Annotated in this window: 19 protein-coding genes and 1 pseudogene; 9 read left to right on the top strand and 11 right to left on the bottom strand. The window is 53.5% G+C overall.

Going from position 1 to position 16,974, the window contains the following annotated elements:
* Nucleotides 1–3: 3 nt before the first annotated feature.
* The 9 genes from nadC to W02_RS01465 all read left to right on the top strand — a co-directional run bounded on the left by nadC (nucleotide 4) and on the right by W02_RS01465 (nucleotide 8,019).
* On the top strand, nucleotides 4–879 hold the full coding sequence (gene nadC / locus W02_RS01505; RefSeq protein WP_173044115.1) for a carboxylating nicotinate-nucleotide diphosphorylase: 876 nt from the start codon (nucleotides 4–6) through the stop codon (nucleotides 877–879).
* A gap of 2 nt (nucleotides 880–881) precedes the next feature.
* Nucleotides 882–1,715 carry a biotin--[acetyl-CoA-carboxylase] ligase gene (locus W02_RS01500; RefSeq protein ID WP_173044113.1) on the top strand — a complete coding sequence of 278 codons (834 nt, stop codon included), beginning with the start codon at nucleotides 882–884 and terminating at the stop codon, nucleotides 1,713–1,715.
* A 357-nt stretch (nucleotides 1,716–2,072) separates the two neighbouring features.
* Nucleotides 2,073–2,864 carry a type III pantothenate kinase gene (locus tag W02_RS01495; RefSeq protein WP_173044111.1) on the top strand — a complete coding sequence of 264 codons (792 nt, stop codon included), beginning with the start codon at nucleotides 2,073–2,075 and terminating at the stop codon, nucleotides 2,862–2,864.
* Between the two features lie 86 nt (nucleotides 2,865–2,950).
* Nucleotides 2,951–3,502, top strand: a complete 552-nt coding sequence (grpE, locus tag W02_RS01490; protein WP_173044109.1) for a nucleotide exchange factor GrpE — start codon at nucleotides 2,951–2,953, stop codon at nucleotides 3,500–3,502.
* Between the two features lie 56 nt (nucleotides 3,503–3,558).
* The gene (gene dnaK, locus W02_RS01485; RefSeq protein WP_173044107.1) at nucleotides 3,559–5,478 is read left to right on the top strand and encodes a molecular chaperone DnaK; all 1,920 of its coding nucleotides are present in this window, start codon (nucleotides 3,559–3,561) and stop codon (nucleotides 5,476–5,478) included.
* An 83-nt stretch (nucleotides 5,479–5,561) separates the two neighbouring features.
* A complete protein-coding gene (gene dnaJ / locus W02_RS01480; protein ID WP_197742106.1) occupies nucleotides 5,562–6,680 on the top strand; it encodes a molecular chaperone DnaJ in 1,119 nt (372 codons plus the stop codon).
* Nucleotides 6,681–6,721: 41 nt separating this feature from the next.
* Nucleotides 6,722–7,459 (top strand): 16S rRNA (uracil(1498)-N(3))-methyltransferase, encoded by a 738-nt coding sequence (locus W02_RS01475; protein ID WP_173044105.1) that lies wholly within the window; start codon nucleotides 6,722–6,724, stop codon nucleotides 7,457–7,459.
* Between the two features lie 75 nt (nucleotides 7,460–7,534).
* Nucleotides 7,535–7,816: a hypothetical protein gene (locus W02_RS01470; RefSeq protein WP_173044103.1), complete on the top strand. Its 282-nt coding sequence runs from the start codon at nucleotides 7,535–7,537 to the stop codon at nucleotides 7,814–7,816.
* A gap of 2 nt (nucleotides 7,817–7,818) precedes the next feature.
* Nucleotides 7,819–8,019 carry a hypothetical protein gene (locus tag W02_RS01465; RefSeq protein WP_173044101.1) on the top strand — a complete coding sequence of 67 codons (201 nt, stop codon included), beginning with the start codon at nucleotides 7,819–7,821 and terminating at the stop codon, nucleotides 8,017–8,019.
* Nucleotides 8,020–8,113: 94 nt separating this feature from the next.
* Here W02_RS01465 and W02_RS21925 read toward each other — a convergent pair whose 3' ends face one another.
* The 11 genes and pseudogenes from W02_RS21925 to W02_RS01410 form a co-directional block, all read right to left on the bottom strand.
* On the bottom strand, nucleotides 8,114–8,410 hold the full coding sequence (locus tag W02_RS21925; RefSeq protein ID WP_197742105.1) for a putative toxin-antitoxin system toxin component, PIN family: 297 nt from the start codon (nucleotides 8,408–8,410) through the stop codon (nucleotides 8,114–8,116).
* Entirely contained in the window at nucleotides 8,407–9,678 is a 1,272-nt protein-coding gene (locus W02_RS01455) for an ATP-binding protein (RefSeq protein ID WP_173044099.1), read from the bottom strand. Before W02_RS01455 ends, W02_RS21925 begins: the two co-directional genes overlap by 4 nt.
* Before the next feature lie 103 nt (nucleotides 9,679–9,781).
* Entirely contained in the window at nucleotides 9,782–9,949 is a 168-nt protein-coding gene (locus tag W02_RS01450) for a hypothetical protein (RefSeq protein ID WP_173044097.1), read from the bottom strand.
* 137 nt (nucleotides 9,950–10,086) lie between these two features.
* Nucleotides 10,087–10,362, bottom strand: coding sequence for a hypothetical protein (locus W02_RS01445; protein WP_173044095.1), 276 nt, complete (start codon nucleotides 10,360–10,362; stop codon nucleotides 10,087–10,089).
* On the bottom strand, nucleotides 10,343–10,585 hold the full coding sequence (locus tag W02_RS01440) for a hypothetical protein (protein WP_173044093.1): 243 nt from the start codon (nucleotides 10,583–10,585) through the stop codon (nucleotides 10,343–10,345). The genes W02_RS01445 and W02_RS01440 overlap by 20 nt, the downstream gene beginning before the upstream one ends.
* Before the next feature lie 103 nt (nucleotides 10,586–10,688).
* The gene (locus W02_RS01435) at nucleotides 10,689–11,225 is read right to left on the bottom strand and encodes a hypothetical protein (protein ID WP_173044091.1); all 537 of its coding nucleotides are present in this window, start codon (nucleotides 11,223–11,225) and stop codon (nucleotides 10,689–10,691) included.
* 328 nt (nucleotides 11,226–11,553) lie between these two features.
* Nucleotides 11,554–12,081, bottom strand: coding sequence for a hypothetical protein (locus tag W02_RS01430; protein WP_173044089.1), 528 nt, complete (start codon nucleotides 12,079–12,081; stop codon nucleotides 11,554–11,556).
* Nucleotides 12,082–12,534: 453 nt separating this feature from the next.
* Nucleotides 12,535–13,136, bottom strand: a pseudogene (locus tag W02_RS21920) (helix-turn-helix transcriptional regulator).
* Nucleotides 13,137–13,551: 415 nt separating this feature from the next.
* On the bottom strand, nucleotides 13,552–13,803 hold the full coding sequence (locus tag W02_RS01420; RefSeq protein WP_173044084.1) for a hypothetical protein: 252 nt from the start codon (nucleotides 13,801–13,803) through the stop codon (nucleotides 13,552–13,554).
* Nucleotides 13,804–14,158: 355 nt separating this feature from the next.
* Nucleotides 14,159–15,118: a YCF48-related protein gene (locus W02_RS01415; RefSeq protein WP_173044082.1), complete on the bottom strand. Its 960-nt coding sequence runs from the start codon at nucleotides 15,116–15,118 to the stop codon at nucleotides 14,159–14,161.
* Nucleotides 15,115–16,797, bottom strand: a complete 1,683-nt coding sequence (locus W02_RS01410; protein WP_173044080.1) for an IPT/TIG domain-containing protein — start codon at nucleotides 16,795–16,797, stop codon at nucleotides 15,115–15,117. The genes W02_RS01415 and W02_RS01410 overlap by 4 nt, the downstream gene beginning before the upstream one ends.
* Nucleotides 16,798–16,974: the final 177 nt, after the last annotated feature.

The raw sequence follows: 16,974 nt of genomic DNA, 5'->3' as shown, positions 1-16,974 counted from the left end.
GTCATGGTGACGCTTCCGGCCGCAGACATTCGCCGGCTCGTACGCGAAGGGCTTCAGGAAGATCTGGGCAACGGAGATGTCACGACTGCGGCATTGTTCACGTCAGCCGTCGCTGCGAGAGGGACGATTATCGCCAAGGAGCCGCTCGTTGTCGCGGGAATGGCTGCGGCAGTGCAGTCGTTCCTGGCCGTCGATACATCGTTGTTCTTGAGCGTGTTGATCGGCGATGGGGGCCGTGCGAACGCAGGGGACGTCTTGATGCAACTTCAAGGCGACGGCCGTTCTATGCTGATGGCCGAGCGAGTAGCTCTGAACTTCCTCCAGCATCTGTCGGGCATCGCCACACTGACGCGCAGGTTCTGCCAGGCGGTGCAAGAGTTCCCCGCAGTGATTCTTGATACGAGAAAAACACTGCCCGGATGGAGAGCTTTGCAAAAATGGGCTGTCTCGCTGGGTGGGGGACTCAACCACCGGCTGTCTCTGGAAGACGGCATTCTGATCAAAGACAATCATCTTGCCCTGTTGAATCGGACAAGACGGACTGTGAAAGCCGCTTGTCGTCTTGCTCATCTTCGAAGTCCCACGGACATGCCGATCATTGTAGAGGTTGAGACGTTGCCGGAGGTCAAGCAAGCATTGGCGGCACAAGCAGATGTCATTTTGCTTGATAACATGTCTGTCAACATGGTGAAACGAGCCGTGGCATTGATCCGGGGGCGGGCGTTGGTTGAGGTATCCGGCGGCATTTCTTTGACGAATGTCCGCGCGATGGCTGCGGCCGGAGCGGATCGTATTTCAATCGGCGCGCTCACTCATTCAGCCTCCGCCGCCGATGTGAGTCTCGAACTGACGAGAGTACGGTCGAGACGAAGACGATAAGCATGCCACCTTCACTTTCCGCCGATGCGATCCGGAGCACCCTCAGCACCCGTTGTCTCGGCCAACGCATGGAATTACACGATGAAGTCGACTCGACGAGCCGCGAAGCGGTCAGGCTCGTACAGGCAGGTGTCGAGCACGGCACGGTTGTACTGGCCGATACACAGACTGCAGGACGTGGCCGGCTATCGAGGCAGTGGTTCTCACCTCCAGGTGTAAACATTTACTGTTCTATCGTGTTGATAAATTCCGCTCCTCTTGATCGTCTGTCCGATTGCCTTTCCTGGCTGCCGTTGCTGACGGCGCTCGCGGCTTCCGAAGCGATCGAAATGGTATCGACTGTCGCCGTTTCAGTTAAATGGCCCAACGATCTTCTCATCGGCGAGCGGAAAGTCGGCGGTATTTTGTGCGAAAGCGGACCGCTGCCTGGATCAAAATCATTTCAGGTGATTGGTGTCGGGTTGAATGTGAATGGTAAAAATCAAGATTTTCCGGCAGAGTTGCGGGATGGTGCGACGACCATCCGTCATGAGTCGACGGCTGAGATTGATCGTAACCGAGTTATCGCACAGTTGCTCAATGAACTTGAACAATGTCTTGAAGAATACGCCACTCGCGGATCGGAGCGCATAGCACAAGCCTACAACCGCCGATGCTCGACGTTGGGAAAAAGGATCAAGGCCAGCCTGACGGGAGGGCAGGATTTTATCGCCCTGGCTCGATCCATTGGCCCGGACGGTTCACTTATCGTCGAACCTCACCGTCCAGAATCCGACGTTAGGCGGGAGCCGATTCGTCATCTTCGAGCTGCAGATATCATTCACTTACGCACCTAGCAGTGTGGACAAACTACGTGATGACCTTGGAAATAGAGTCATGTTTGAAGTTACGTGCGGTATTAGCCTGCCCTGCAGGCTGTTCAGAAAGGCCGTCTTTTTTCACCCACCCGCCCGCTCCCTGACTGTAGGAACAGTCGTCCTCCCAGGCCGTACGTTGAGCCTCTGAGGTTCACGCCGTGCCGAATAAGGCACGGCACGCCTGTGAACGCCGCCGAGATGGTGAGGCGGCAGTGTCCCGCGAGAACAAAGCTTGGTGAAAGACGCGTCTCGGCGCGTCCGGGCTGGGCGGGTGGGACGGTCGACTTTGTCAACAGGCTGCTAGCTAAATCGGCCGACGGACCGTACAATGGCATCATGCTCCTTGTAGTTGATATCGGCAATACCAACGTCGTCTGGGGAATCTATGAGGATAGACGCCTGCACGCACATTGGCGCTTGGCGACGGATGCGAAAAAAACATCGGACGAATACGGCATCTTGTTTACGAGTCTGCTCTCGGCAGCGGGTGTACCGGCAATACGCATAGATGCCGCCGTCATATCCAGTGTCGTTCCTGCATTGACCGGAACATTCGAAATTCTTATTGAACAGTTCTTCCATCGATGCCCCCTTCTGGTCACTTCGGATATCGATACGGGCATGATCATTAGGTACCCTCATCCGAAGGAGATTGGCAGCGACCGCCTCGTCAATGCCGCCGCCGCATACCATAAATATCGTCGAGATCTCATCGTAGTCGATTTTGGAACGGCGACGACATTTTGTGCGGTCACGAAGACCGGGGAGTACCTTGGCGGAGTTATTGCTCCCGGACTGGGAATATCGGCCGAAGCGCTGTTTGCCCGTGCGGCCAAGTTGTCCAAGGTTGAGTTGATCAGACCTAAGAGCGTCATTGGTGCCGATACATCCGGAAGCATTCAGTCAGGCTTGATCTTCGGATATGCCGGGTTGGTTGATGCCTTGGTACGGCGTATCGAACAGGAATTGGGGCATTCCACATATGTGATCGCCACGGGCGGGTTGAGCTCCACCATAGCTCCTGAAACGTCATCCATTCAAAAGATCGAACCGCTGCTGACTCTCGAGGGATTGGAATTGCTGTATCGACGTTCACAAGAAAACGGCGGCACCGCTCACTGGGTCTAGCCAATTCATTTCCATAATATATTTCCTTTGTTCCTGTTGACTTTATGCGGTCTATGCCTATCTCGTGCTCATAAAAAGGAGCAGCCGTGACTGAGGAAAAAGATAACGCCAATATAATCGATGAGTTAGGAGACAATCAGGAATCCAACAACGCATCGGGTGAACTCGGAAACCTACCAACGTGCAACCCGGACGAACTCAAGATCCTCAATGATAAATATTTGAGGCTCGCAGCGGAGTTTGATAACTACAAGCGATTAGCTCAACGGGATCAGCGTGATCAGGTTCGATTCGGAAACGAACAGATTATTAAAGAGTTGTTGCCGGTTGTCGACAATCTGGAGCGTGCCATCAAGGCTGCAAATGAATCCGGAAGCAAGGATTCGTTGACACAAGGGGTTGAGCTGACATTGAAGCAACTGTCCGCTGTGCTGCAGAAATTCGGAGTACAGCCCATACCTACTGTCGGACAGGAATTCGATCCTTCAGGCCATCAGGCTGTGACCTCGGTTCCGTCCAGTCACGTCCCCGAGCACCACGTCGTCGAAGAGTTTCAGCGAGGGTATCGTCTGCATGATCGTATCCTTCGGGCGGCGATGGTCAGCGTATCGACGGGCGGAGCGAACACCGCATCGTAAAGATGCATATCTACGATACTGAAAACGACAAGCATTGAGGAAGGAGCACACATACCATGGGTAAAGTAATCGGCATCGACTTGGGAACGACGAATTCCTGTGTTGCCATTATGAGCGGCGGCGACCCCGTCGTCATTGCAAACGCGGAAGGCAGCCGCACCACGCCTTCTGTGGTGGCCATCACGGATAAATCCGAGCGGTTGGTCGGACAAATTGCCAAACGTCAGGCCATCACGAATCCTGAAAACACGATTTTTTCAGTCAAGCGACTCATGGGCAGGAAGTTCCGCAGCAAAGAAGTCCAGGAAGCGCTCAAGCGGCTTCCCTACAAAGTGGTCGAAGCCGACAATGGAGACGCGCATGTGGAGTTGCGCGGGAAACGATATAGTCCCCCGGAAATCTCCGCGATGATTCTTCAGAAAATGCGCCAAACGGCGGAAGACTATCTCGGCGAAAAGATTTCCGAGGCCGTCGTCACAGTGCCGGCGTATTTCGATGATAGCCAGCGGCAAGCGACAAAGGACGCCGGCCAGATCGCCGGACTGAACGTTCTCCGGATCATTAACGAACCGACCGCCGCCTCCCTGGCCTATGGTTTGGACAAGAAAAAAGACGAGCGGATCGCGGTGTACGATTTGGGCGGAGGGACCTTCGACGTATCGGTCCTCGAGATCGGCGAGGGAGTCTTCGAAGTCAAATCGACAAATGGCGACACCTATCTCGGCGGCGACGACTTCGACCTTCGTGTCATGGATTGGCTGGTCGACGAGTTCAAAAAGGATCAGGGCATCGATCTGCGCAAGGACCGCATGGCGCTTCAGCGGTTAAAAGAAGCTGCGGAGCGGGCCAAAATCGAGTTGTCTTCTTCTCAGGAGACCGAGATTAATCTTCCGTTCATCACGGCCGATTCCAGCGGTCCGAAGCATATGGTGATCAAGCTGACCCGTGCCAAGCTCGAACAGTTGGTGGACGATCTGATCCAACGGACGATTGAACCGTGTAAAAAAGCACTGGCCGATGCCGGGGTATCGTCCCGGGACATCAACGAAGTGGTTCTCGTCGGCGGTATGACCCGCATGCCCAAAGTGATTCAGGTTGTAAAGGACTTTTTCGGAAAAGAACCGCATCGAGGGGTCAATCCGGATGAGGTCGTCGCCATTGGGGCGGGAATCCAGGGAGGAGTGCTCAAAGGCGACGTCAAAGACGTGCTGCTCCTGGACGTCACTCCGCTTTCGCTGGGTATCGAAACCTTGGGCGGAGTGTTCACCAAGCTGATCGAGCGGAATACAACGGTTCCGACCAAGAAGAGTCAGGTATTTTCGACGGCGGCGGATAACCAGACCGCTGTGACCATCCGGGTGTTCCAAGGTGAACGTGAAATGGCCAACGATAACAAGTTGCTGGGCCAGTTCGATCTCGTGGGTATTCCCCCTGCTCCTCGAGGCATGCCTCAGGTCGAAGTCACCTTTGATATCGATGCGAACGGAATCGTGCATGTGTCGGCCAAGGATCTGGCGACGCAGAAAGAGCAATCGATCAAAATTACCGCATCGAGCGGTCTGAGCAAGGAAGAAGTCGAACAGCTCGTCAAGGATGCCCAATCACACACGGAAGACGACAAAAAGCGTCGCAAGGCAGCGGAAGCCAAGAACCAGGCCGACAGTCTGATCTATCAGACGGAAAAAAACATCAAGGAGCACGGTGACAAGATCGCGCCGGAGGAAAAGACCAAAATCGAAGAGGCCGTGGCGAATTTGAAGAAGGCCATGGAGGGGACCGATCCGGATGCGATTGAAGCGGCAACCCAAACCTTGACGACCGCCTCTCACAAGCTGGCTGAAGAAATGTACAAGAAGGCATCGGCGTCGGCTGCACCGAGCGGCGACCAATCGGATGGCACCAGCTCGAATGGCGCGAAGACCGACGAAAAAGTCGTCGATGCCGAGTTCGAGGAAGTAGACAAAGATAAGAAATAAGATACAATACGCGGCATAAGACCGAGTCTTGTGATCGAACAAGACTCGGTCTTTCTGCGATCATTCACGGAGCGACGATACTTGTGTCCAAACGGGATTATTACGAAACGCTAGGAGTCGATCGAACCGCTTCAGACGACGACGTCAAAAAGGCTTACCGGAAGCTCGCCCGCCAGTATCATCCCGACCTCCATACCGGCGAACAGCAAAAAAAGCAGTCGGAAGAAAAATTCAAAGAGATCAACGAAGCGTACGAGCACCTCAGCGACCAGGAGAAGCGGAAACGCTACGACATGTTCGGCCATGCCGGCTCGCAAGGCGGTGCCGGTTTCGAAGGATTTGACTTCGGCCGTGGCGGCGGATTCGGAGATGTGTTCAACGACATCTTCGAGGATTTCTTCGGCGGCCAACGCGGAGGAACACGTGCGGAACGCGGCAACGACCTGCAATACAATCTCGAGATCACATTTGAAGAATCCGTATACGGCAAAGAAGCCAAGCTGAAAATTCCCCGGTGGGAATCCTGTCTTGACTGCAAGGGCACGGGAGCCAAGGCCGGTTCCTCGCTCAAGACCTGTCCGAGTTGCAAAGGGGCCGGACAGATCAGACTCCAACAGGGGTTTTTTAGCGTGAGCAGGCCCTGCGGTCAATGCGAGGGGGCCGGTAAGATCATCACCGAACCCTGTCCGGTATGCCAAGGACGACAACGCATCTATCGGGAACGGACGATCGCGGTGCATATTCCGGCAGGAATCGAGACCGGCATGCGGCTGCGGCTTTCCAACGAGGGAGAGCATGGGGTCAACGGGGGACCTCCCGGCGACCTCTATGTGGCGATTTCCGTCAAGGCGCACCAAGTGTTCCAGCGCAAGGGTTCCGACATCCTCTGCGATGTTCCAATCAGCTTTCTTACCGCAGCGCTCGGTGGAAAAATCGAAGTTCCGACCTTAAAGGGGACGACGGTCATCAAAGTTCCTGCGGGGACACAGCACGACAAGATCCTGCGCCTGAAGGGTCTGGGCATCCCGAGCCTGAAGGACAAATCAACCGGGGATCAAGTCTATACCATGAAGATTCAAATCCCCACCAAGCTGACCGCCCGTCAAAAGGAACTGCTTACTGAATTTGCCAAAGAAAGCGGGATGTCGATGGAGGCCGACGGCGACGGCTTCTTCGATAAAATGAAGACGTTCTTCGAATAAGCCGGAAGTCGTTATTCATACCTCTCCTTCGGTCGGTTTCTATGCCCACCTTTTTCGTGACATCCACTGCAGTCGCTCATCCGCTCGTTCGAATTTCCGGCCCCCTGCTCCATCACGTGCGCGATGTCCTGCGGCTTAAAGTCGGAGACGATCTGCTGATTACGGATGACCGCCGCGGGCGCTACCGAACCAGAGTGACCGGCATCGGCGCGCAAGGCCTCGAAAGCCGGATCGTCGAAACGATCGCGACACCAGTTCGAACCAGTCCATCACTTGTCTTGGTCCAAGCCCTCCTCAAAGGGGACAAAATGGAGTGGGTTATCCAAAAAGCCACCGAGCTGGGCGTGGACTCCATCATTCCTATTCGGGCAAAACATGCCGTCGTCAAAATTCAGCCGGACCGAATCGAACATCAGCTGGAAAGATGGCGACGAATCGCGCTCGAAGCCGCGCAACAGTCCGAACGGTGGACCGTTCCAACGATCGCCGCGCCGACCGATCTGTCCAAGGCGGAAGCAGCGCTACCTTCCGCCCAGAAACTCATGCTGGTCGAACGGTCGTCCGAATCGTCTCTCACGTCAGTGCCGCTCCCGAGCGGATCGGATCAGACAGTCATGCTGTTGATCGGACCTGAAGGTGGATGGGACGATGAAGAACCAAAGCTCATGCAAGAGCGAGGGTACAGGCTGATCACTCTCGGCTCGAGGGTTCTCCGGGCCGAAACCGCGGCAATTGCAGCTCTGAGCATCGTTCAATCGAGACTGGGAGAATTGGGCTAGCAGGCGGAACGCCTGCTCGACGCCATGTACATAATTTGAGATACATCTTATGTATATCGTCAAAGATTTCTCTTTATGAACCAGCCCAGTGTCCAAGTCCCCGTTCTGATGAGTCCGGCGCAAAAGCGCCGTCTTGCCCGCAAAGCCAAAGCCGCCAACTTGACCATGGGCGAGCTGCTTCGCCAAGGAGGTGAGCGATTTTCTCCCGCGGAAGATGCAGCCATGTCGGAGCAATTCGCCAAACAGGTGACGCGAGCAGTTCAAAGGGCGATTCAAGCCATCGATAAGACATTAGCGCTGGTTGCGGAATCGGAAACGCGTATCCAAGCTCTCGAAAAATCTCGAAGGAAGCGCTGAGCATGGGTCTCATGGAACGGGTCTGGGATGCATTTGCCAGAACCATCAAGCTGGCCGACAAAATCGAGCAACTCACCGAGACCGTCGCCAAACAGCAGCTTCATATCGAAGATCTCACCGGCCGCGTCATCCGGCTCGAAACTGCTCTTGAAATCGCACTCGGCGCCAGACGTACAAAAAGGCTGTCCGGGCCATCAGCTTAGCGACGGCCTGAATGGACAGATCTTTTTACTTTCCACCTGGAGTTAACTGGACACTACTAAAGCAATACATGAAAGACAAGGTCGCCGGCTTCTCTCAACCCGCAGCCAGGCTAGCCAGCTCAAAACGCCCTCGCTCCTGTACCATGGCTGGGCGGCAGATCGACAGGACTATTTCATGAAGTCCGCGGGCATTCATAATGCGGATCTCGCGAAAGGGATTGAGACTGAGCAAATCCGTATCGCCCGTTACGATCGCATCGGCATGCCCGTTGACCGTGACCTCCAGAATACGGTTATTGGCCTCATCACGGCACGCATCGACGCGGTTTAACCACCTTTCTAAATACTCTTGAGTTGGGGAAAGCCGGTAGACGGCTACCTCTGGAATCAAGATATTTCGACGTGACTCGACAAGGCAAATCCGACTCCGTCGGACTCCGCCAATGAATCGAGCTTTTTTGTAATATTTTTTCGCTGTGACCGTAGCGTTTTGAGACTCCGTAGCAGATCCGAATCGGTCGGCGTCGTTCCATTGTGCGCTGACTCAAGAAGCGCATTGACGACGATCTCCTGTACATAGGCCATGGAAAACCCTTGAGACCTTTCGGCGACCTCTTGAAGCACATGCCGAGAGAAGTATCCCTGTCCACGTTTTTCAAGTAGCATCAGACGCTGTTCTTTGGCCGGCACAGGGAACGTCCATATGCGATCGAACCGGCTAGGACGATACAAAAGAGCCGGATCCAATTTCTCAGGCTCATTGCATGTTGCGATCACCAGGACGCCATTGAGAACCTTGAGTCCATCCAATAGATTAAGGAAGTATGACAGCGATACGTATTTGCCCATGAGGAGTTTGTCCAGATCCTCAAAGAGAACGATGGCCGGAGTGCATCTGGCGGCAAGTTCCAGCGTGTTCTCGATCTCGGCATCATCGATGTTCGATTTGCCAAGCAGTGTGATGACCTTCACTCGAGTATGGTAGGCCAGCGCCTTCAAGGTCACTGTCTTGCCACAGCCAGGGGGGCCGGCGAAAAGAAGCCCGCGTCGATGCGGGATGCCAAGTTGTTTATACCGGTCTCCATTCTCGAAGAAGCTTGTAACATTGGATCGAATGGCATCAAGAAGTCCGTGCGGCAACATGATATCGTCCCATTCAACTGGCGTGATAGGGATATCAGGTCCGTTCATGACCGTAATATGGCCTTTCTCCCTTGTTCGCCCATAACACTCCAGCTCACGAATAAAAAGGCGCAGCGCGATATTCGACTGTGTAGCCACGTGATACACGGTCGGATATCCGCCCGCCGTCATAATAGGAAGGCTCTTGAAATGGATGCCATATCCGACCCATTCCATGTCTACCTGACCAAACCATCCATCAGATTGCAATTCTCTTCCGCACTCTACCTCTTTGTGAGGCACTTCTATTTCTTCATCACAAGGCCTCACCCGCAATTCCCCTTCCGCAACGCACTTCATGGCAATCCGACGCTTCAGACACTCAGGATGACAGGACTGAATGAAATCCAAGAGATAATGGAACGACAGTCTGCATGCCGCTTCGTCGGGAAGCTCGTACACCCTCCAGCCATCTTCGAGAGGATGAGCCGAGGCAAACTCTTGAATATGCTGGTTTAAGAAGAATGATTGACTCATCACACCTCCTAATATTGGAGCGCCGGTATCTCCTCTAAGATGCCGCAGCGGATTTCAAGACCCAGGTCGCGGCAAGCCTCCTGAAGGCCTGCAAGATCGCTCGTCATGCCTTGAAGCTCACGGTCATGTTCATCCTCATCGCGGCCGTATACCACCAAAACCCTTCATGCTGCGATTCAGCTATTCGAATCACATTCCGCTCGGTATACGGGCGAGCGTGTTTGAACTCCTCGACAAATTGGAGAAGGTCGGTGAATACGAGACAGCCCATCGTTCTATCTCCTTGTCGAAATCAGTATCAAACGACTGTAGTGTTCATCTGTTCATGGAGAAAGCCCAGCATGGAGGTCTGACAGAAGAGGTCATAGCTCCAGGGGTTTTGAAAAGACCTGTTCACGACCTACAAACCTAGCGGCGATGCGGCTTTCCATTTTCCCCATAGGCCGACGAGCACCCGAACCACGTAACCGTCATGGGGCCATGAGGGCTCGTCCGCATAGCCGGTCCAGCACGATGCGGGTTGATATAATTAATAATCGTTCCCGGCCGATTAGGGAGCGGCTCGCCTGCTGGAAGTGTCAGCCGGTCATACAGACTCCAGGCTGTTCCCAGGACAGTGACAGCCGCCACGGCGAACAGCATTTCCGTGGGAATGAGAAGTCCGTCATAAAGATCTTCCAGCACTGTCAAAGTCTCTCCATCCGTCCTCCTCACTTTCGCATTGATCTTCCAGCCACACGGCAAGGCTCAGTCCATGCTCGACAGCGACGCCGGGTCCTATAGCCGTGGGAAATCGGCCGTCGATCAGCGTGCTGGTCGAGGCGCAGCCGGAAAGCATGCTTGCCGCAATTACAACGGCAAATATGCAGCTTTGAAACTTATGATTGATCGCGCGAAGTGCAGGCATGTGGCTCTCCCCTTGACGGAAGAGAGCCTAGCATAAGGGTGTGACGGATTAGGTCAGATGAGATGATCATATGCTCGAATGCACATCGTGAGGTTAGGAATTATTAGGGGACATTCTGCTTTGGTGAAGTCGCATCAAAGCCCAGAGCCCGTGTGCCTCCAAAAGCTTTCCAAATCTTTATCCATTCTTTGATCAGCCCTTCAAGCGTCTGCTCAAATAGATGAAAATCGTCGTATCGTATTTCCTCATCTAGTGCGACTTCATGGGGTAAATACAAGCAAATACGATTTGATCTGCTTAAGGTATTACATTTTCTTGCAAAATCCAGCAATACGCTTGCTTTGTCTTTCGACCTAACATCCATGACTGTTACTACAAATTGGGAATCGATCTGTCTGTGCGGATTGACCTTCCAAATCATTCCGAAGTAAAAATTTATGCCGTATTTCTCGAGGACAATCCTACTCGCAATCCATTTTCCTTCAGGATGCTCATACTTGTATGGAACTATTTTGGTGGGATTCAAATCATAATCGATGGCACTCGCTAGATCGGACAAGTTGCTTTCCACTACCTTTTTGCTGCGGTCAAGAATCTCCTGCCTGAAATCCTTGATTGCAGAGAGCGTCTGGGAATACAATCGCACCCCCTCTTTCACAAAATGCTGACGGTGCTGGTTGTCACTTTCGTTTCGAGCATTGTTATTCCTTCCTTATTCAGATCCGTGATGCATTCCCGAAGATATGTAATGGCTTTTATATGTGGCCTCTTTATCGTTGGTCCGGTGACACACGAAAATCTATATAGTGTTTGTTCGATGATTCCCGCAAACAGAAGCATTAAAGCAGCTAATAATGGTTGCTTCTTAAGTACGGCGTGATCAGAAGCTAGCGAACGCAAATTTTTCGACACATAGAGCCACGTAATTACACGAAAGTCCTTATCCTTTGAGACCAGCGCATCTGTTACTAAAAGTATTGGCTCGAGTGGTTCAAAATTAGGGTATAGCTCCTTGAGCGATGCAATATAGCCACTATTTTTTTTTTCAGACCCGAGTCCTCCTCGCCCAATGGTGTACTTTTTACCTCAATGAGGAGAACATGTTTAGTGGAATTATAGAAGATCAAGATGTCGACCCTGCCAGCATGTCCTTCGTGACCATGCGGCACTACCTGTTCACGTTTTACCTCAAAGTCACCACTAAGCTCATGCAACTTCTCATCATTAACGCCGAGAATCCGCCGAGTAGCTGTCATGGCCCCAAGAGTAGAGGCTAAATCCTTAAGTATCAGAGCCAGCCAGTCCGAATATGTTTCTTCTCGAGCCGCTGAAAACAGACGAGTTGCTTCAAGGTTCAAATTAAAGGGGTCGGATAAAGGACTTAAGACACGATCAGAACATTGCAGAAGGTTGGCGAACTGCTTGCGAACAATTCCATCAAGTGTCTTCCACTCTTCCGTCCAAGATTCTATGGCTTCCCAAATATTTAAGTTCATATCAATTGACTTTCAGCAGACTATTTGGATTCATATCATAATTGCGTCGTATTTCTTTCAATTCTTCGGCAATGCTGTTGATCAATGCTGGAGGTGTCAGTACCTTAGCACTCGCTCCCCACGACAAGCACCCACGATTGATCTCATTCCCACTGCATTCTGATTCTTTAGCGTTCGTGAGTTTTCTGTGGACTATAGAAACATCCGGCGCCCATTGCGGTAGAACCGCAATACACGCACTTACGCCCGTCACTCCCATGCCGATGGGCTTTCGAGGGAGAATTAAAACACCCAAAGGCCATATGTCACAGATCCGCAAAAGATGCAATGGTTGCCATCTACTCCAGTATGCTCATGGTGTTTGTGCGGGCTGGCATAGCAACCAGAACCGAAGGCAGGTGACCCGCAATATTTGCACTTCGTTGCCATGACGACTCCTTTGTCTCCTGCTAGTTATGTATACTGTCGGTCCATTTCTCGGAGATGGCTTTTAATTGCCTCGATAAGTGTAGAAGGACTCAGAACTCTGGCATGGCTACCCCATGACAAAATCCACGACACAATCTCATCCATCCCTCCTGCTTGAAACGACACAATGACATCGCCGTTTTGAGCTGCTTCACCTTCTGCGTCGGGTGCCATTGCCGCTCTTTGAAGTAGTCGGCGACTTCTTTTGAGAATTGGACTTTCACGTCCATTACATCATCCTCGATCAGGCCGAAGGCTTTTCTGGACTTCAGGCGCTGCTGGTACTCAGGCCTGACGGTAAATGGATCGGCAGTCATGTCCGCCTTTGCCGATTGAATTCGCTCGATGGCAAAACGCCGAAAGTCCTTGGCTCGGTCGGAATAGCCGACGAGGTATAGACCGTAATCAAAGAGCTGTAAACCATATGGCTCGACATGATGGGCGACCGGCTTGGGATAGCTCAGAGCACGATGGGTAATCCGAACCGGCCGTTGAAAGAGCAAGCCCTTCTGTAATTCTGAAAGAATCTCGTTCTGCTTGGCGTAAGATCGTTGGGGGCGTTGGGCAGGAAGAAACACCTGCACCATCTGTTTGATCTTGGCGGCAGTCTTTTCGGGAAGGCCTGCCTCTATCTTCCGGCTCAGTCTCTCGAGGTCGGCTATAAACGGAGTTCCGGACAGATAGTCGATATGGGCCTTGGCGAGATAGAACGCCATGAGTTCGGCAATACTCGCCGGCTCAGGTTTGATTCCCAGGTAACCGCCGTCGATGCGCCAGAGCCGTTCACCGGTTCCATCGTGATCCTCGAATACATACCCCAGTTGCTCGATGGCCTGAAGGTAGTCATAAATATGCCGCCGATCGACTTGGAACTCCTCTTCCAATTCAGCTCTGGTCATCCCGCGAGAGCAAAGGGTCCGGATCATCCGCACCATTCGCGCTCCAGGGTTTAGGTCCTTGCGCTCATTACGTCCTGAGTGCTCCGTGCTCTTCACACTGTGTTTATCGGTCCGTCTTGGCATCCGGCATCTCCCACATCTCCTCCAGTTGAACGAGCCTCCGAATCGACTCTATGGCAGGCACATCCCTTATAAGCTTTTCAGACGTGATATCCGATACCTCTTGCGGGGTACACCCGGCTTCTTCGACCAGGTAATTTCTCAATCCCTCCGCGTACCGTTCGTCGATCGTGAAGGATTTACCTCTCCAGTTGATGTAGATGAATCCGTCTTCATGGCCCTGCAAATTCTTCATGGCTCTATACCTCCGTCGTCTTTGAGCTCCGGATTGTAGCGGCAGAGTGTGACGGAACAGGTCCTACGGAAACAACCTAGTCCATTTTTTATTGCCAACGTTCTGAATTGAGGATCTTCAATTGGCGGGCGTGGCTGGAAGGGTTGTAGACAACTCGGACACTAAGCCCGCGACTTGCGTTCGAATCCGGTCCTGGACTTGCTGAGCCGAAGGGGTCGTGCTTCACGACGGCGAGCATTGGTTGATGGTCCATTTCATTTCTGCAAAGCAGGGAATGGAACGAGTTGCACAAACGAGCTGAGATGAAGTGTAGTAGGGGGATGAGGTGCGGGAGTGTACAGGAGGCCGAGCCCGGTTACTTTCCGATCTTCAACTGCACGATCGTGCCCTTATCTCCGCTCGCCCATGCATGCGACGGGTCGGGGAATGAAAGATTGAAGAGCGATACCTTCGCGATCGAACCGTGCTCCTGCCAGGTGTATCCGCTATCGGATGTTCGATACAGCATGCCTCGTTCACCGACGATCCATCCGGTCTGGGCGTCGGTAAAACGGATGTGCAGCAGATCCGTGAGTTTCGTGCAAGTTCTGGAACAAGGCAGCGTCCGGTCTATCCAATGCTGCCCGGCATCCGTGGTCTGAAAAAGGGCTCCTGCATTTCCGACGGCCCATCCCGTGGCGGCGTCCGAGAAATGCACGTCAAAAAACGTCACGGCTCCGAGCGATTCCAAGGGAAGCCATGTGGATCCTCCGTCCTGAGTGACCAAAACTGTGCCGACTGCTCCAACGGCGACACCGTGCTTCTCCGAGGTAAATTGCACGGAGTACAGCGCGGAGTTCGTCTTGCTCGTCTGTTCAGACCACTGCGCTCCTCCGTCGGTGGTATGCAGGATCGTGCCGTTGCCGCCGACGACCCACCCTTCGCCGGCCGACACAAACGACATTCCATAGAGCGGAACCTGCGTATCGGCAATCTGGGGAGTCCAGGATTCTCCTCCGTCACGGCTCACCCGTATCGTGCCGTTTCCGCCGACGACCCACCCCTTCTTCTCATCCAGGAAAAATACGTTCGTCAACAAGGCGGAGGTGCCGCTGGTGACTTTTTTCCACCGCTTCCCTCCATCGGTTGTTTTCAATATTGTTCCGGCAGAACCCACCGACCATCCCAATTGAGGGGTGCGAAAATACAGGCCCAGGAGAGTCGATTCGGTATGCGTCGATTGGAGAGTGACCATGAGAGGGGCATCCGAGGCGGAGACGATCGAAACGGAGAAAAGGATTGCCAGCACAAGGCTGACTCGCTGCAGCAGCATCATTGCGAGGTGTGATCTTCCGGATGAATCGACTCAAAGTATGTCGGATCGGGCATGCCCTTCGCCTCGATGGTGAACGTCCCCGCCTCCAGCGTAATCCACTTCTTCGGCGTACAGCAGGTGCCGTCAGGCAACATGTCCCAGGAACCGCGCCGGACAACAAGCGGTCCTTTGGAGAGATTGTCGAAGAACTCTCCTTTTTTCCCGACCCCATAGAGATTTCGATGCGGAACGCGTGCAACAATCTCGTTATCCGTCCATGACACCACCTGCGCGGCGATGCCATTGAACAGGACTTCCGTACGAGAGACATTCTCATTGAGTTCGACGTCTTCGCGCCGTTTATACGCTTTCTGATTGATCCCCAAATAGGCGTGTTCGGCGGTCATCAAGAAGGTCCCGAATCCAGCCCCTTTGATCGTCACAAGCTCATCCAACCCTGCAGATTTCGGTGCATAGGACTCGATGGATGGCGTAACGAGCGTGAAGGTACCGGCCGGCGTCGTGAGTACGCCCTTGGTCGCGCAGCAGGACCCGTCGGCATTTGGTTTTGTCGCTCCGCGATACACGGTCACCGGACCGCTCTTGGCGCTGTATGGCACCCAGACATCGATGCGGTCGTTCTGCCAGCGATAAATGACGGCAGGGACTCCGCCTATTTCGACCCGGTTCTCGCCCGTGTTGAAATCGGCGAATGCGAACGGACTGTCACCGCTCTCCGAATAGATCCCGAAATTTTCGCCTTTGATCTTCAACAGCGTACCGATAGGAGCCGCGGGCGGCACGATCTCGGAGACTTTTGGGATATGAACGGTAAAGGTTCCGACCGTTCTGTCGCGGCCGTTAGCTCTCAAGACCACCGGTCCCGTTTCGGCATCGACCGGCAGATGAGTCACGATCGTGGTATCGGTCCATTGTGCGATGACGCCGGCATGGCCTCCAAACGAGACGCTGTCCCCCTGCCCTTGTGAAGCGCCGAATTCTTTACCGAACAAGACTACTTTGGTGCCTACCGGACCTTTCAGCGGATCCACCCGGACGCTTGGAATCAACGTCAATGCGACGCGGTTGCTGACTGTATGCTCCACCGGCGTACAGCAGGAGCCATCGGGGAGCGGATCGGAGGAAGCCAAACGTATGGCCATGTCGCCCGACGTCGCATTCGCTGGAATTTCGACTTCAATCCTGTCGTCCTTCCATCTCCTGGGACGCACGACGAGACCGCCGACGACGACGTCGTTGACCCCGAACATCGTATTCGGGTCTCTCGGACCCGCAGTCAGGCCGAAATGCTCCCCGAGGATTTCTACGCTGTGCCCCGGTTCGATTTCAGCCGGTTGTATGGATGTGATCTTGGGATAGACCAGCGTAAAACTTCCAGCTTGAAGAGTCTTCTTGCCGATAGACACCACCACGGGGCCGGTCGCGGCCTTGGAGGGAACTTTCACCTCGATGACGTCGGGGTCCCAGCGTTGGATTAATGCGGGCACTCCACCGAACGTCACGCGATTCACCTGGACCGACTTAAACGCTCCCAGGCCTTTGCCGACAATCGACACAGTGGAGCCGGGAACACCGGTTTGTGGATGCAATTCGAGTTTTGAGGATGCTCCTGCGGCGATGGCTTCACCGCCCCACGACAGGAGAAGTACCATGCAACAGGCAGGAAGATGGATGTTCATTACCGGTTAAGTCTCCGACTTATGTCGTTGGGAAAATGATCCCTGCGCGTGGCACGAGAACCCCGCGCACCGGAGCAGGATGAAAATCGGGGGTACAACGTGAACCGACCGAAGGGACAATCGACTATAACAAGCTGTTTTTTAACGTGTCAAGACGATGAACGTGAGATCGGACCT

Source organism: Nitrospira sp. KM1 (genome assembly GCF_011405515.1).
Classification (GTDB): domain Bacteria; phylum Nitrospirota; class Nitrospiria; order Nitrospirales; family Nitrospiraceae; genus Nitrospira_C.
Note: the sequence above shows the minus strand (reverse complement) of the source record. Positions and strands in the feature narration are given on the sequence as shown.

Excerpts from the sequence above, each read along its gene's own strand:
- W02_RS01430 (WP_173044089.1), bottom strand. The coding sequence starts at position 12,081 with ATGAACTTAAATATTTGGGAAGCCATAGAATCTTGGACGGAAGAGTGG.
- W02_RS01410 (WP_173044080.1), bottom strand. The coding sequence starts at position 16,797 with ATGAACATCCATCTTCCTGCCTGTTGCATGGTACTTCTCCTGTCGTGG.
- W02_RS01420 (WP_173044084.1), bottom strand. The coding sequence starts at position 13,803 with ATGAAGAATTTGCAGGGCCATGAAGACGGATTCATCTACATCAACTGG.
- W02_RS01455 (WP_173044099.1), bottom strand. The coding sequence starts at position 9,678 with ATGAGTCAATCATTCTTCTTAAACCAGCATATTCAAGAGTTTGCCTCG.
- W02_RS01470 (WP_173044103.1), top strand. The coding sequence starts at position 7,535 with ATGAACCAGCCCAGTGTCCAAGTCCCCGTTCTGATGAGTCCGGCGCAA.
- W02_RS01450 (WP_173044097.1), bottom strand. The coding sequence starts at position 9,949 with ATGGGCTGTCTCGTATTCACCGACCTTCTCCAATTTGTCGAGGAGTTC.
- W02_RS01465 (WP_173044101.1), top strand. The coding sequence starts at position 7,819 with ATGGGTCTCATGGAACGGGTCTGGGATGCATTTGCCAGAACCATCAAG.
- W02_RS01500 (WP_173044113.1), top strand. The coding sequence starts at position 882 with ATGCCACCTTCACTTTCCGCCGATGCGATCCGGAGCACCCTCAGCACC.
- W02_RS01415 (WP_173044082.1), bottom strand. The coding sequence starts at position 15,118 with ATGATGCTGCTGCAGCGAGTCAGCCTTGTGCTGGCAATCCTTTTCTCC.
- dnaK (WP_173044107.1), top strand. The coding sequence starts at position 3,559 with ATGGGTAAAGTAATCGGCATCGACTTGGGAACGACGAATTCCTGTGTT.
- nadC (WP_173044115.1), top strand. The coding sequence starts at position 4 with ATGGTGACGCTTCCGGCCGCAGACATTCGCCGGCTCGTACGCGAAGGG.
- W02_RS01475 (WP_173044105.1), top strand. The coding sequence starts at position 6,722 with ATGCCCACCTTTTTCGTGACATCCACTGCAGTCGCTCATCCGCTCGTT.
- W02_RS01440 (WP_173044093.1), bottom strand. The coding sequence starts at position 10,585 with ATGCCTGCACTTCGCGCGATCAATCATAAGTTTCAAAGCTGCATATTT.
- W02_RS01495 (WP_173044111.1), top strand. The coding sequence starts at position 2,073 with ATGCTCCTTGTAGTTGATATCGGCAATACCAACGTCGTCTGGGGAATC.